Origin of the sequence: Parazoarcus communis, from assembly GCF_003111665.1 — a bacterium.
GTDB classification, from domain to species: Bacteria; Pseudomonadota; Gammaproteobacteria; order Burkholderiales; family Rhodocyclaceae; genus Parazoarcus; species Parazoarcus communis_B.
Genome location: NZ_CP022188.1, coordinates 1,478,937 through 1,492,435 on the forward strand (window position 1 = coordinate 1,478,937; position 13,499 = coordinate 1,492,435).

General features: G+C 65.0%; 14 protein-coding genes. 9 read left to right on the forward strand and 5 right to left on the reverse strand.

The window, feature by feature from the left end; all coding sequences use genetic code 11:
• Positions 1-47 precede the first annotated feature (47 nt).
• Positions 48-653 carry a DUF938 domain-containing protein gene (locus CEW87_RS06725; RefSeq protein ID WP_108971998.1) on the reverse strand — a complete coding sequence of 202 codons (606 nt, stop codon included), beginning with the start codon at positions 651-653 and terminating at the stop codon, positions 48-50.
• Between the two features lie 188 nt (positions 654-841).
• Here CEW87_RS06725 and CEW87_RS06730 point away from each other — a divergent pair, with 188 nt between their 5' ends.
• Positions 842-1,390: a DedA family protein gene (locus CEW87_RS06730; protein ID WP_108971999.1), complete on the forward strand. Its 549-nt coding sequence runs from the start codon at positions 842-844 to the stop codon at positions 1,388-1,390.
• A 1-nt stretch (position 1,391) separates the two neighbouring features.
• Here the strand turns inward: CEW87_RS06730 and CEW87_RS06735 are convergent, their stop codons facing one another.
• Positions 1,392-2,576 carry an FIST signal transduction protein gene (locus CEW87_RS06735; RefSeq protein ID WP_108972000.1) on the reverse strand — a complete coding sequence of 395 codons (1,185 nt, stop codon included), beginning with the start codon at positions 2,574-2,576 and terminating at the stop codon, positions 1,392-1,394.
• A 344-nt stretch (positions 2,577-2,920) separates the two neighbouring features.
• On the opposite strand from CEW87_RS06735, the gene CEW87_RS06740 reads away from it, so the two are divergent.
• Entirely contained in the window at positions 2,921-3,631 is a 711-nt protein-coding gene (locus tag CEW87_RS06740) for a fumarylacetoacetate hydrolase family protein (RefSeq protein ID WP_108972001.1), read from the forward strand.
• A 42-nt stretch (positions 3,632-3,673) separates the two neighbouring features.
• Here the strand turns inward: CEW87_RS06740 and CEW87_RS06745 are convergent, their stop codons facing one another.
• The 3 genes from CEW87_RS06745 to CEW87_RS06755 form a co-directional block, all read right to left on the reverse strand.
• Positions 3,674-4,129, reverse strand: a complete 456-nt coding sequence (locus CEW87_RS06745) for a c-type cytochrome (RefSeq protein ID WP_234421696.1) — start codon at positions 4,127-4,129, stop codon at positions 3,674-3,676.
• 81 nt (positions 4,130-4,210) lie between these two features.
• Positions 4,211-5,875, reverse strand: a complete 1,665-nt coding sequence (locus CEW87_RS06750; protein ID WP_108972002.1) for a pyrroloquinoline quinone-dependent dehydrogenase — start codon at positions 5,873-5,875, stop codon at positions 4,211-4,213.
• A gap of 83 nt (positions 5,876-5,958) precedes the next feature.
• A complete protein-coding gene (locus CEW87_RS06755) occupies positions 5,959-6,840 on the reverse strand; it encodes a transporter (protein WP_108972003.1) in 882 nt (293 codons plus the stop codon).
• 588 nt (positions 6,841-7,428) lie between these two features.
• On the opposite strand from CEW87_RS06755, the gene CEW87_RS06760 reads away from it, so the two are divergent.
• The 7 genes from CEW87_RS06760 to CEW87_RS06790 are packed head-to-tail and all read left to right on the forward strand — an operon-like array spanning position 7,429 to position 13,479.
• Positions 7,429-8,439 carry a thiamine pyrophosphate-dependent dehydrogenase E1 component subunit alpha gene (locus CEW87_RS06760; protein WP_108972004.1) on the forward strand — a complete coding sequence of 337 codons (1,011 nt, stop codon included), beginning with the start codon at positions 7,429-7,431 and terminating at the stop codon, positions 8,437-8,439.
• A 28-nt stretch (positions 8,440-8,467) separates the two neighbouring features.
• Positions 8,468-9,502, forward strand: a complete 1,035-nt coding sequence (locus tag CEW87_RS06765; protein WP_108972005.1) for an alpha-ketoacid dehydrogenase subunit beta — start codon at positions 8,468-8,470, stop codon at positions 9,500-9,502.
• Between the two features lie 14 nt (positions 9,503-9,516).
• On the forward strand, positions 9,517-9,762 hold the full coding sequence (locus CEW87_RS06770; protein ID WP_108972006.1) for a lipoyl domain-containing protein: 246 nt from the start codon (positions 9,517-9,519) through the stop codon (positions 9,760-9,762).
• A 2-nt stretch (positions 9,763-9,764) separates the two neighbouring features.
• Positions 9,765-10,469: a 2-oxo acid dehydrogenase subunit E2 gene (locus CEW87_RS06775; RefSeq protein ID WP_108972007.1), complete on the forward strand. Its 705-nt coding sequence runs from the start codon at positions 9,765-9,767 to the stop codon at positions 10,467-10,469.
• Positions 10,469-11,221 carry a lipoate--protein ligase family protein gene (locus CEW87_RS06780; protein ID WP_108972008.1) on the forward strand — a complete coding sequence of 251 codons (753 nt, stop codon included), beginning with the start codon at positions 10,469-10,471 and terminating at the stop codon, positions 11,219-11,221. Before CEW87_RS06775 ends, CEW87_RS06780 begins: the two co-directional genes overlap by 1 nt.
• 52 nt (positions 11,222-11,273) lie before the next feature.
• Positions 11,274-11,867 (forward strand): twin-arginine translocation signal domain-containing protein, encoded by a 594-nt coding sequence (locus tag CEW87_RS06785; RefSeq protein ID WP_234421697.1) that lies wholly within the window; start codon positions 11,274-11,276, stop codon positions 11,865-11,867.
• Positions 11,868-11,904: 37 nt separating this feature from the next.
• Complete coding sequence (locus CEW87_RS06790; protein ID WP_108972009.1) at positions 11,905-13,479, forward strand: GMC family oxidoreductase; 1,575 nt, start codon at positions 11,905-11,907, stop codon at positions 13,477-13,479.
• Positions 13,480-13,499 lie beyond the last annotated feature (20 nt).

A 13,499-nucleotide genomic window follows, 5' to 3' on the forward strand; every position in this document is an offset into this window, starting at 1 on the left:
CTTCATCCGGGGTGGCAGGCTTGGCTCTGCGCCCCCGGATGAAGTGCTCAGCTACGTTTCAGGATCAGACTGAAATTATTCGCCGGCATGGCGATGACTTCGTCGAGGCACAGCCCGCACGCGGCTGCTTCAGCCTCTACCGCTTCGATATCCCGCACACCGAATTCCGGATCGCGACTCTTGAGCCAGGCATCGAACTCTTCGTTGCTCGGCGCGGTGTGCCGACCTTCGCGCCGATAAGGGCCGTACAGATACACGATGCCACCTTCTGGCAGCACCCGTGCTGCCCCCGCGAGCAGGGCGGGTGTGCTTTCCCATGGCGAGTAATGGATCACATTGATGCACACCAGCGCGTCGGCCCGGGTGAGCGGCCACGTCGGCGCGCGCACGTCGAGCGCGAGCGGTGCGGCGACGCTTCCTGCGCCTGCGTGCTCGGTCCAGGCCCTGATCGATGCCAGCGCCGCAGGATTCGTGTCGCTCGGCTGCCAGTTCAGGTGGGACAGTGCCTGGGCAAAGTACACCGCATGTTCGCCGGTACCGCTGCCGATCTCCAGCACCGTCCCCGCGGCGGGCAGCACGCGCTGCAGGACGGGCAGGATTAGGTGGCGATTGCGCTCGGTAGCGGGGGCAAACTGGCGTGGGTCGAACTCCATGGATCTTCCTTCAGGGGGGCTCACCCGCGACTGCACATTGGGGGCAGAATGTCAGGATAAGCGGTGTTGCGGCGATTGCGGATGGGGCGGGCTGAATGTGTCCGAGCTTATCGCAGTCGATCCTGTGCCACCATGCCGGTCCGGCAATCCACCCCGGTGTGGCACTGAACTTTCAGAGTCGAGTGTGAATGCCTGATCTCGCCCTGCTGCTGCAAACCCATATCTATCTGGCTGTCCTGCTCGGGGGGCTGTTCGAGGGTGAGACGGTCGTCGTCCTCGCAGGCTACGCAGCGCACCAGGGGCACGCTTCATGGTGGGGGATCACGCTCTTCGCTGCGGCAGTGAATGCACTCGTGGATCAGGGCTGGTATCTGCTTGGGCGCTGGCGCGGTGAGCGCGTGCTGGCCCGCTTTCCTGCGGTCGCGAACAAGGTCGAGAAGCTGCGTCCGCGCCTGCTCGGTCACCGTCGATGGCTCATCTTCGCGCTGCGCTTCTCCTATGGCCTGCGGGTCGCGGGGCCGGTGGCGCTTGGTATCGCACGCGTGCCGCTGGCCGAGTTTGTCGCACTCAACCTGCTGGCTGCGCTGGTGTGGGCATCGCTGTTTACCGGCCTGGGCTACGCCTTTGGCCTGGCGCTGTTGAACCTGCTCGACGAAGCCCGGCAGCACGAGGGCACGATCGCCCTGGTGATTCTGCTTGCAGGTAGCCTTGGCTGGCTGTACGCGCGCCGGCGCTAGATCACGCCGGCATGGTGAAGACGCTCAGTACCCCGGTGTAGCCGTAGAGCCGGTCGCGCGCGATCTCGCCGTTGGCAAAGAAGCCGACCAGCGGCAGCTCGCCGAGCACGTCGCGGATGGCGGACAGCTCTGCATCCGGCGTACCGAAGTGTGGGCCGCCGCGGCCGACACAGCTGACGTAGATGGCACCGGCGGCGCGCTGCTTGCTCGTTTCGAGCTCATCCCTGATCTCGGTCGCGATGCGGCGAACATCCTCCAGTGCGGCTTCGGGGTTGCGGCGGCAGAAGGTGAGCTGCGCGCCGGTCTCAACCTCGTCGCCGATGGCCAGCACCCGGGCGCGGGGATCGAGACCGATGATGTGGCGCACCAGGGTGTCCGGGCCGAAGCGGGCCGGCGTGGAGGCTTGGTCGTCGTTGCTGCGGCACAGTCCGACCAGGGTCGAGGACAAGGCTTCGGCCATCTCCTCGACAGCGAGGTCGTTCGCCAGCCCCAGATCCTGCAGGGCGCAGGCAAGCGCCGGCTGGCCGTCGAGGGTGAGCACGTTATTGTCCTCGGCCCGTGTCACCTGCCGTGCCGGCCCCATGGGCTGGCAGCCCTGCGTCACCCGCGACAGCAGGCCGACGTCCTCGGCAAAGGCGACACCCGACAGACCGCCGGTGAGCACCGCGTCGGCAATCTGCAAGGTATGGGTGCGCGCCGAAGACAGCCCGCCGAACAGGTATCCGGTCGCGGTCCTCTCGGCCAGCTCGGGCAGCAACTCCTGCAGGTCGGGCGTGGTGCCATCGGCATGTACGAGCGCGGTGTGGGCGTTGAACGCGCCGGCTTCCGGCGTCATCGGCAAGGGCTGGCGACCGGAGAACAGCCTGAAGGAGGCGCGCGGCATGGGGGCGAGCATCAGGGCAATGGCGGGCTCGTCGATGTACTCAACGCCACTGGCGGCGATGCCGATCCCGACCGTGCCGACCCAGCTCACTCCGGGCAGGTGTTGCCTGAGTTCGGCGAGAATCGCTTCTGCCGCATCGGCAAAGGGGTCGGTCAGATAGCACCAGCCCAGCGTGTACTCGGCCACCGGCGCAGCACCCGCGTCCGCTTTCGCAGCGCGGGTCAGCTGTTCCAGGCAGCGATGCAGTGCGGTACGCCAGTCGGGGTTGCTGGCGTGGGCGGCAATGAAAGGGGAGATGGGCATGGTGTCAGTCTTGAATCCGTAAGGTTCAAAGTCTGACAGCGTTTTTCGCGTCCGGTTTGGTCCGGCGGCATTTTTGTCGCCGCCAGGTGCTCCACTTGCAGTGGAGAGTCGCGCTGATGTTCCCGCCAAATGGTGCGAAACGAATCCATACGCGGATAGACTTGTGCAGTGGCGAGTCCGGGGCGCAATCCGCCCCGGTCCGCACCGTGAGTCGCATCCGGTTCGTGCTCGAGGACCCGGTTCGAGGCACGAACGCTTCCCGCAAAACATTCACGCGCGAACAGGGCCGCAACCTGTCCGGCTGTGAGCGCGTCCGTACCAACTGAAACGAGGAGATTCCCGAAGTGTCATCCGATCACAATGAGCAGTATGTCTTCGCCCCGGCCGTGCCCAGTGTTGCGGTGAGCGGTAGCGCGCAGCGATTTCCGGTGCGCCGTGTGTATTGCGTGGGCCGAAACTACGCCGACCACGCGCGCGAAATGGGCCACGATCCCGACCGCGAGCCGCCGTTCTTCTTCACCAAGCATCCGGACAGCCTGATCGCATCGGGCAGCGTGTTTCCGTATCCGAGCGAATCGAACGATGTTCATCACGAGATCGAACTCGTCGTCGCGATTGGTCGCGGTGGGCGCAACATCGCAGCCGAAGACGCGCTTGAGCATGTGTTCGGCTACGGCGTCGGTCTCGACATGACGCGGCGCGACCTGCAGGGCGCGGCAAAGAAAGCGGGCCGTCCGTGGGAGATCGGCAAGGCCTTCGACGCCGCGGCGCCGTGCTCCGAGATCGTGCCGGCAAGCGGCAGCGGCCATCCGGCCGCCGGCGAGATCTGGCTCGACGTCAACGGTGAGCGCCGCCAGCAGGGTGATCTTTCCTCGCAGATCTGGAGCGTGCCCGAAGTGATCGCCCACCTGTCGCGCTATTTCGCCCTCGAAGCCGGCGACCTGATCTTTACCGGCACGCCTGCCGGGGTGGGAGCGGTGAAGGTCGGCGACCGCCTCGAGGGCGGTGTCGCCGGTGTGGGCAGCATCGCTGTGACCGTGGGTGAGAAGCGCTGAGCGCCACGGGTTCCGGGCGACGCAGTCCGCCGGGAGCGCCGCTCAATCGACGGACTGGCGACCGAGGTGTTTCAGGTAGGCCACGAGCTCCCAGATCTGCTCTTCCGAGAACGCCTCGCCCCAGGGCGGCATGACGTCGGCTGTCTGGCGTCCTTCCGAGATGGTCTTGAACGCTTCTTCGGCACTCAGGTCGGTGCGGCCCTTGAAGTCGGGGGCCCGCCCGCCGATTCCTTCGTGGCCGTGGCAGTAGCCCGCGCAGGTTTTTGCGAAGCGCTTGCGCCCGGTCTCGATGCGGGCCGGGTCCTTGAGGTCGAATGGCAATACTGCGCCGCCCCTGGGAGCGGGCGCTGCCTGCTGTGTGCGCGAGCTGTCGGCAGGCGGAGCGACGGCGAAGGCGGGGGTGACAGCCCACAGTGAAAGCAGGGTGGCTGCGAAGAGGCCCAGTGAATTGCGTTGGGCCATGGCGGTCAGGGCAAATGAGCGGTCATTCCGGTTCATGTGCAACTCCATTCGTTCGGGTGTAATGGTCTGCGCAGGGGCGCGAGCGACATCGCCGGCCCCTGCAGATGGGCGGGTGCCTTAATCGAGCGTGAAGCCGATCAGGGCTGCGCCGCCCGGCAGATCCTTGATCTGGGGGAAGGCGCCGGCGAGAAAGCCGGGGGCGTGGGAGCCGAGCCCGGTCGGAATCACGATGTACTGCTTTCCATTGACCGCGTAGCTCACCGGTCCACCGCGTACCCCCGACCCGGCACTGAACTGCCACAAGGCTTTGCCGTTGTCGGCATCGTAGGCATACAGATGGCCTTCCATGTCACCTGTAAACACCAGCCCGCCAGCGGTGGTGAGCACGCTGCTCAGTGGTGGCAGTTCATAGCGCACGCTCCACTTCAGCTTGCCGGTGAGCGGGTCGCGCGCATCGAGGCGGCCGTCAGGCTTCTTTCCGCCCGGCGGCGCAACCAGCTTGATCTCGTCGATGCCGAGCGAGAGCGCCGAAATCGCCCGCAGGCTTGCCGGATCGTCCTTGCCCGATACCACTTCGTTGCACACTTCCATGCCGTGCGAGTACCACAGGCCGGTGCCGGGGTTGTAGGCGCCGTGGTTCCAGCTGCGTGCGCCAAGCAGGTTGGGGCACAACAGTTCGCGCTTGCCCGGTTGCGGCCGCCGCGGCTCGATGAGCTCACCGGTCTTCGGGTCGATGCCCTTGGCCCAGTTCATGTTCTCGGCGAACTGCCACACGTTCTCAAGCTTGCCGTCAGCCTTGTCCATCACGAACACGAAGCCGCTCTTGTTCAGATGGACGATCACATCCTTGCCATCCTTCTGCACCACCAGCGCCTCGTAGGCGGAGTCGAAGTCCCAGGTGTCGTGCGGAATCTCCTGGCGATGCCATTTCAGCTTGCCGGTCTTGGGGTCGAGAGCGAGCAGGGTGGCGGTGTACTTGTTGTCGCCCTCGCGTCCCGGCGTGTAGTAGTCGGGCGCCGCGTTCGAGGTGCCGATGTAGATCGTGTCCGATTCGGCGTCGTAGGTGCCCGGCATCCAGGCCGACCCGCCGCCGACCTTGCCGCTGTCGCCGGGCCAGCTCTTGGGGTCGTCCTTGATGATCTCGAAATTCCATACCGGTTTGCCGGTATCCGCATTCACCGCGTAGATCTTGCCCGCGATCGGCTGATCGCCGCCGGTGGTACCGCCGAACAGGACGTCTCCCGCCAGTTGCGGCGGCGCCGAGAACAGCGCGCCGTACTGGGTCTTGAGGTCGGTGAGCTGGGTGGACCAAAGCTGTTTGCCGGTTTTCTGATCGAGGGCGACGAAGCGCCCATCAAGTGTGCCGAGGAAGACCTTGCCACGGCCTACGGTCACACCGCGACTGGCCGCTGCATAGAACACCTGCTTTGACAGCGGGTCGAGCTTGGGCTCGAAGTGCCACAGGGTCTTGCCACTGGCAGCGTCGACCGCCCACACGTTGTTGTTGGCCGAGATGTAGTACAGCACGCCGTCGATCACGATCGGCGTGGCCTGCAAGCCGTGGGTGATATTCCCTGGCTGGTGAATCCACGCCACCTTCAGGTTCTTGACGGTGTCCTTGTTGATCTCGGTCAGCGGGCTGTAGCGCCAGGCATTGGAAGTGCGGTGATACTGCGGCCAGTTGTCGGGGTCGACCGAGCCGGGGTCGGCGCTGGTTGCGGCGATGACACTGGCGCAGGCCAGGGACAGAGCGAGGGGGGCGAGGCGGGTGCTTGGCTTCATGATGTCTCCGTATATTTTCCGGTGTGGTCGGCTGCGCCCGGCGCGGGTCGAGCCGGGCCGGTGTCAGGTGCAGCGCAGGCCGCTTACCAGGCGTAGGCGTACTTGAGATTCAGGCTGTCGGTCGCAGCGCGGTTCTTGCCCTCGATGCCGCCGGAGTAGCGCAGCGTCAGCGACTGGTTGCCGTAGTACTTGAACATCACGCCCAGACCGGCTGTGAGTTCGTGATTGCGTGGGTTGCGCGCGCCAGTGGCCTTGTTCGTCCATGCCGCCTGCGACTCGTAGTCGAGGGCGACGAAGGGTTCCACCACATCACCCATGGCATAGCCCAGGCGATGGTTGGTATGGAAGATGGTGCCGGGCGTGGCGTCAGCGTCGGTGGATTTGCCGAAGAACACGAAGCCGGCATCGGCGGTGTAGCTCACCTTGCCGAGCTGCAGGTCCCAGAACAGGCTCGAGTAGTTCTTCCACACATCGCCGCCACCGACGTCCGAGTCACCGACCGGCAACTGCATGAAGGTCTGGAAGCCGAGGGTGGCATTGGCGGAGGGCTTGTACCAGATCGCCGGACCAGTGAGCGGATCGCCGATACCACTGGATGAGGTGTGGTTGGAGCTGCTGCGGATGCTCACTTCCGGGACGATGATCTCGTAAGCAATGCCGATATCCGGATGCGATTCCGGTGACCAGAAATGGACGTACTTGGACAGACCTACGATGACGTCCGTATCAGGTGTGTTCTTGCGTTTGCTGCGCGAGTCCCACCGTCTGGTGCTGTCCTGGAAGGTCGCGTACTGGACGAATACGTTGAAGGGTTTGAAGCCGACCGGTAGTTCGTATTCATGAGGGCCGATCACGTCGAACGTGACCTGGGCCCGGGCCGGTGCGCCGCAGCCCAGCCCGACTGCCATGGCCAGTGCGGCTGCCATGCGTTTCGGGGCTGGTGGGGAAGAGCTCAGTCCGAACATCCTTTGTCTCCTGATTTTTTGATTTTTCCGGCAACGGTCGCCACGAAGGCCTGCGACTGTCATCGCGGTCGTGCCAGGCGTTGAAGCCAGGCACGGCGAGCACTACGCAACTTTCCTGCCACAAAACTTAATCAATAAAAACAATGGCTTAATTTATTCTTTCCTGTCTCCGCACAGAGACAGCTGTCGCTGTTTGTGTGCGACATCCGTTACAGCCGTTACGTCCACAGGCGTGCGTTCTGGCGTTGCCATGGGGCTGCTGGCGGACCCTCGGGAGGACCGGGCAAGTCTGTTCGATCTCCCGTCCTCGTCCCTGCCGAGGACACGTAGCGCCAGGCGGACATCCGTTTAATGCGCTGCGACACCTGTCGCTGTCGCTGCGACACATCGGACTCCGTCGCGCTTCGACGTGTGCCGAAAAAATTATCTTGAAGTCTTTTAAAACAAGGTGTTGAGGCGTTTCTTTGGCTGTCGGTCGGCGCCTGGCATTGCTCTTGCGATGACGAAGGGCAAGCCGGCCGCTGACGGGGCCGGATGCGAAACACGGCGATTCGCCGGCCAACAAGACGTTTAGAGGAGACACCTGCTATGGACCCGACATCCGAACAGTTGCTGTGGATGTACGAAAAGATGGTGGAGATTCGCGAGTACGAGGAGACCATGGCCAAGGTCTATCTCGAGGGCAAGCTCCCCCCCAAGATTCAGAAAGGCCTCGCCTTCGATATCGGTGGAGGCCCGGTGCCGGGCGAGATGCACCTCGCCGCCGGACAGGAGCCGGTTGCAGTGGGCGTGTGTGCCCACCTGAAGACGGAAGACTCCGTGGTTGGCGCGCACCGGCCGCATCACTTCGCGATTGCCAAGAACGTCGACCTGAACGCGATGACCGCCGAGATGTTCGGCAAGGCCACCGGGCTGGGGCGCGGCAAGGGCGGGCACATGCACCTGTTCGACCCGGCGGTGAAGTTCTCCTGCAGCGGCATCGTCGGTGCTTCGGCACCGCAGGCCTGCGGCGCGGCGCTGGCGGCGAAGAAGCTGGGCAAGGACTGGGTCGCGATCGGCTTCTTCGGTGAAGGCGCTGCCAACCAGGGCGCTTTTCATGAAGCGCTCAACCTGGCCTCGCTGTGGAAGCTGCCGGTGATCTTCGTGTGCGAAGACAACAAGTACGGCATCTCGGTGGAGAAGCACGACTCCACCTCGGTCGAATCCAACGCCGTGCGCGCGGCCGGCTATGGCATGCCCGGCGTGCTGGTGGAGACCAACGACGCCGTCGCGGTGTTCCGTGCGGCCGGTGAGGCCGTTGCACGGGCGCGTCGTGGCGAAGGCCCGACGCTGATCGAGGTCAAGACCGACCGTTACCTCGGCCACTTCCAGGGTGACCCCGAAACCTACCGCCCCAAGGGCGAAGCGCAGGAGCTGCGCACCCACGACCCCATCCCGGCGCTTGGCGCGTTGTTGCGCTCACGCGACCTGCTCGACGACGCCAGCGATGCCAGTCTGCGCAAGGCCGTGAGCGAGCGCATCGAGGCGGCCTATGCGTTTGGCCGCAACAGCCCCTATCCCGAACCGTCCGAAGCCCTGCTTCACGTGTTTGCCGACTGAACCGGACCCGCGACGAGAGGAAACAGCGATGACAACAGAAACCAAAGTCCGCACCCTGACCATGGCGCAGGCCATCTCGGAGGCGGTGGCCCAGGAGATGGAGCGCGACCAGCGCGTGTTCGTGATGGGTGAAGATGTGGGCAAGTACGGTGGCATTTTCAGCGCCACCACCGGCCTGCTCGACAAGTTCGGCCCCGACCGCATCATGGATACGCCGATTTCCGAAACCGGCTTCATGGGCGCGGCCATCGGCGCCGCTGCCGAAGGCCTGCGGCCGATCTCCGAACTCATGTTCGTGGATTTCTTCGGCGTGTGTTTCGACCAGATCTACAACCACCTCGCCAAGAACACCTACATGTCGGGTGGCAACACCAAGTACCCGGTGGTGATCACCACCGGCATCGGCGGTGGCTACAACGACGCCGCCCAGCACTCGCAATGTCTTTACGGCATCTTCGCCCATGTGCCCGGCCTCAAGGTCGTCGTGCCGTCCAACGCGTATGACGCCAAGGGCCTGATGACGTCGGCGATCCGCGACGACAACCCGGTGGTGTTCATGTATCACAAGGGCATCATGGGGCTGTCGTGGATGTCCTATTACGAGGGCAGCACTAACGCCGTTCCGCTCGAGCCCTACACCATCCCCTTCGGCGAGGCCAAGGTGGTGCGCGAGGGCCGCGACCTGACCATCGTCACCCTGTCGCAGATGGTGCAGAAGGCCGTGCTGGCAGCGGACAAGCTCGCCGCCGAAGGCATCGATGTCGAGATCATCGACCTGCGCACCCTGGTGCCGCTCGACAGGGAGGCCGTGCTGCGCTCGGTGGCCAAGACCGGCCGCCTGCTGGTGGCCGACGAGGACTACCTGTCCTTCGGGCTCTCCGGCGAGATCGCGGCGATCGTCGCCGAGCATCTCGACCGCGTGAAGCTCAAGGCGCCGATCCGCCGCCTGGCCGTGCCCGATGTGCCCATTCCCTTCAGCCGCCCGCTCGAAGACTTTGCCATTCCGCAGGTGGATGGCATTGCCGCCGCGGTGCGCGACCTGATGCAACTCAACCTGAACTGAAAGCGAGAACACACATGACCGATATCGTGATGGACGACGCCGTGTGGGCGGATGTGGAAGAGGGAACCGAGGCCTTGCTGGAGGAGTGGCAGGTGGCCGAGGGCGACAGTGTCGAGGCCGGGCAGATCCTGGCCGTGGCCGAGCTGGTGAAGACCACGCACGAGATCCTTGCCCCCTGCGGCGGCAAGGTGGCCGCACTGAAGGTCGCAGTCGACGACACCTTCGGTCGCGGCGCGGTGCTTGCGGTGATCGAGGGCTGATCATGAATGCCCCCGCAAGCACTGTGCAAGCAGCCGACGTGCCGGCTGCGCAGATGATTCCGCTCACCGGGTTGCGCGGCGCCATTGCCCGCAACATGGGGCAGGGCTGGCAGATTCCGCGCGTTCTGCACTCGGTCGAGGTGGATGTGAGCCGTTGCGAGGCGCTGCGCCGCGACCTCGCCGCAGCCGGCGACAAGGTGTCGCTCACCGTACTGGTGCTGCGTGCGCTTGCCCTCACCCTGCGCGAACATCCGCGACTCAACGCGCTGATGCGCGACAAGGCGGTCGAGCTCATGCCCGAGATCAACATCGGGGTCGCCGTCAGTCTCGACGACGGCCTGATGGTGCCGGTTATCCGCAATACCGATGGGCTTGCCCTGCCGGCACTTTCGGACGCGCTCAGGCAGGTCGCCTCCGGTGCACGGGCAGGGGCGCTCGGTGCCGGCTACTACCAGCGCGGCACCTTCACCGTGACCAACCTCGGCACGACCGCGATCGACAGCTTCTCGCCGATCATCAATCCGCCGCAGGTCGCGATCCTCGGGGTGACACGGGTGCTCGACAAGCCTGTGGTGCGCAATGGCGAAGTCGTCATCGCACCGATGATGGGCTTGCACCTGGTGTTCGACCACCGTGCGGTGGATGGTTACCCGGCGGCGCTTTTCCTCGGCGACCTCGCGCGCCGCATCGAGTCGGCGGATCTGTGATGTACGACGCCGAGCCCCGTCTTGCCATGGTGAGCAGTACCGACGAGCAGCGCTGGCATGAGGCACTGCTCCAGGCACCCGTGCGCGAACCGCAGCTGCGCTTGTGGACCTATCGCGCGCCGGGCGTGGTGTTCGGCTGCTCACAGGCGGCACTGCTGAATCAGGCACGTTCGCGTCCCTCCGGTTGCGAGCTCGTCCAGCGCAGTTCGGGTGGCGGCGCGGTGCTCACCGGGCCGTGGATGCTCAGCACTTCCATCCTGCTGCCGCCCGACCACCGGCTGCTGGCGGGGGGCACGGTCACAAGCTACCGCTGGCTGGGGGTGCTGATCGCGGGCCTGCTGCGCGACATGGGTGTTGCCGCACACGCCCTGTCGCCTGCCGACGTGCGTGGCAGCACCGCAGATCCCGCCCTGGGCTGGGCCTGCTTCGGCGGCCTGTCGCCGTGGGAGGTCGTGGTCGACGGTCGCAAGATCGTCGGCCTCGCGCAGCTGCGCCGCCGCCACGGGGTGCTGCTCACCTCGGGCACCCTGCTTGCGCGCCCGGACTGGACGCTGCTGTGCGACACCCTCGACCGCCCCGCCGGAGACAGGGCAGCGCTGGAACGTCGGACGACGTCGTGCGAGGAAGCGCTCGGGTCAGCGCCGCTGGTCGAGGGCTTCGCCTCGGCCCTGCACCAGATGCTGACCGATGTGCTCGGTGTGCACCCGGTCCCGCTTTCCAACCCGCTCCCAACCCATTCCGTGGCGGCCTGAACCCCGCGAAACCCAAGTTACGACCAGGCAGTACAAAACAAGAGGAGACATCATGAAGGACGAACACCGCAACACCCCTGCAGCGCAGGGCATGCGCGTCGTTGAAAAACGGATCACCGTCAGCCGGCGCGGATTTCTCAAAGGTTCTGGCGTGGCGGCGGCGAGCGTGACCGCGCTGTCCGCAGGCAGCCTGATGATGCCTGCGCGTGATGCCCTCGCCGCGGGCTTCACCCAGCTTGGCGCGGGTCCGGGCAAGACCCTGCTGGTCATGGCGCGCGACATCTTCCCCCACGACAGGATCTCGGATCGCTACTACATGCTCGCGATCGAGCCCTACGACGCGATGGCGGCCAAGGACCCCGCGCTCAAGAAGCTGATTCTCGACGGCGTCGCCCAGCTCGACCGCCTCGCCATGGCGAGCTTCAGCAAGCCCTATGCCGACGTTCCCACCGAAACCGAACGTCTGGGTCTGCTGTATGCGATCGAGCGCGGCGCCTTCTTCCAGAAGATCAAGGGCGACATGGTGACCGGCTTCTACAACAACAAGGCGGTATGGCCGCTGTTCGGCGAGGAGGGCTCGTCGTGGGAGAAGGGCGGCTACGTCGATCGCGGTTTCGACGATATCGACTGGCTGCCCCAGGCCTGATCCCGCACATCCATAAGAACAGACGGAGACAAGAGACATGAGCAAGACCTTTTCCAAGGACGACAACAGCGTCGTCGTCATCGTCGGCTCCGGCGCGGGCGGTGGCACGCTTGCGGACGAACTGACCCGGCAGGGTATCGACGTGGTGATCCTCGAGGCGGGCAAGCACCACACCCAGGAGGATTTCGAGAACGACGAGTGGGCCATGTTTGCCAAGATCTCGTGGCTCGACAAGCGCATCTCGGCCGGCGGCTGGCACCATACCGAAACCTATCCCAACCTGCCGGCGTGGATCGTGAAGGGCGTGGGTGGCTCGACCATGCACTGGTCCGGCCTGGCGCTGCGCTTCATGGAGCACGAATTCAAGACCCGCAGCACCTACGGCCACGTGCCGGGTGCCAATGTGCTCGACTGGCCGATCAGCTACGAAGAACTGGCGCCGTACTACGACATCGCCGAACGCAAGATGGGGGTGGCGGGCACCAAGGCCAGCGGCCTGCCGCCGATGCCGCCCAACAACCACTACAAGGTGATCGAGGCCGGTGCGCGCAAGATCGGCTACAAGGAGATCGTGCGCCCGGTCGCGTCGAACTCCCGCCCCTACGACGGCCGTCCGGCCTGTCAGCAGATCGGTTACTGCATGCAGGGCTGCAAGATCGGCGCCAAGTGGTCGACGCTGTACTCGGAGATCCCGCGTGCGATGGAGACCGGTCACGCCGAACTGCGGCCGCAGAGCATGGTGCTGCGCATCGAACATGACAGCAGCGGCAAGGCCACCGGCGTGCTCTATGCCGACAAGGACGGACGCCAGCATCTTCAGAAGGCGCGTGTGGTGTGCGTTGCCGGCAACTCCATCGAGTCGCCACGCCTGCTGCTCAACTCGGCATCCTCGATGTTCCCCGACGGCCTCGCCAACTCCTCGGGTCAGGTCGGCCGCAACTACATGAACCACACCACGGCGGCGGCGCTCACCATCAATCCCGGGCCGGTGTACATGTACCGCGGCTTCGATATCGGTGCGGTGGTGGCAGACGAGGTTGCCAACAAACCCGACCGTGGCTTCGTCGGTGGCTACCACCTTGAAGGCCTGGCCCTGCATCTGCCCTTCGCCGCCGCCTTCATGAAACCCGGCGGCTGGGGCCGCGAGGTCAGCTCCGCACTGGAGAAGTACGACCACATGAGTTGCGTGTGGGTGTGCGGCGAGGACCTCGCGCAGGAGGAAAACAGCATCACCCTGCACCCGACCGAGAAGGATCAGTACGGGCTGCCGGTTCCCATCGTCACCAAGACCGACCACACCAACGACGCCGCCATGCGCCGCCACGGCCTCGGCCAGTGGCGCAAGCTGTCCGAAGCCATCGGCGCCACTCGCGTGATCGACATGCCGCCCTATCCGGCCAGCCACAACATGGGCACCAACCGGATGAGCGCCGAGGCGCGTGATGGTGTGGTGAACAAATGGGGGCAGACGCACGACATCAAGAACCTGTTCGTGTCCGACGGCAGCCAGTTCACCTCCAGTGGCGCGGCCAACCCTACGCTCACCATCGTCGCCCTTGCAGTCCGGCAGGCGGAATACATCGCCGGGGCGATGAAGCGTCGCGAACTCTGAGCACCTGCAGAAAGAAGGCG

Coding starts and splice junctions, on each gene's coding strand:
- CEW87_RS06725 (WP_108971998.1), bottom strand. CDS start 653: ATGGAGTTCGACCCACGCCAGTTTGCCCCCGCTACCGAGCGCAATCGC.
- CEW87_RS06730 (WP_108971999.1), top strand. CDS start 842: ATGCCTGATCTCGCCCTGCTGCTGCAAACCCATATCTATCTGGCTGTC.
- CEW87_RS06735 (WP_108972000.1), bottom strand. CDS start 2,576: ATGCCCATCTCCCCTTTCATTGCCGCCCACGCCAGCAACCCCGACTGG.
- CEW87_RS06745 (WP_234421696.1), bottom strand. CDS start 4,129: ATGAACCGGAATGACCGCTCATTTGCCCTGACCGCCATGGCCCAACGC.
- CEW87_RS06750 (WP_108972002.1), bottom strand. CDS start 5,875: ATGAAGCCAAGCACCCGCCTCGCCCCCCTCGCTCTGTCCCTGGCCTGC.
- CEW87_RS06755 (WP_108972003.1), bottom strand. CDS start 6,840: ATGTTCGGACTGAGCTCTTCCCCACCAGCCCCGAAACGCATGGCAGCC.
- CEW87_RS06760 (WP_108972004.1), top strand. CDS start 7,429: ATGGACCCGACATCCGAACAGTTGCTGTGGATGTACGAAAAGATGGTG.
- CEW87_RS06765 (WP_108972005.1), top strand. CDS start 8,468: ATGACAACAGAAACCAAAGTCCGCACCCTGACCATGGCGCAGGCCATC.
- CEW87_RS06770 (WP_108972006.1), top strand. CDS start 9,517: ATGACCGATATCGTGATGGACGACGCCGTGTGGGCGGATGTGGAAGAG.
- CEW87_RS06775 (WP_108972007.1), top strand. CDS start 9,765: ATGAATGCCCCCGCAAGCACTGTGCAAGCAGCCGACGTGCCGGCTGCG.
- CEW87_RS06780 (WP_108972008.1), top strand. CDS start 10,469: ATGTACGACGCCGAGCCCCGTCTTGCCATGGTGAGCAGTACCGACGAG.
- CEW87_RS06785 (WP_234421697.1), top strand. CDS start 11,274: ATGAAGGACGAACACCGCAACACCCCTGCAGCGCAGGGCATGCGCGTC.
- CEW87_RS06790 (WP_108972009.1), top strand. CDS start 11,905: ATGAGCAAGACCTTTTCCAAGGACGACAACAGCGTCGTCGTCATCGTC.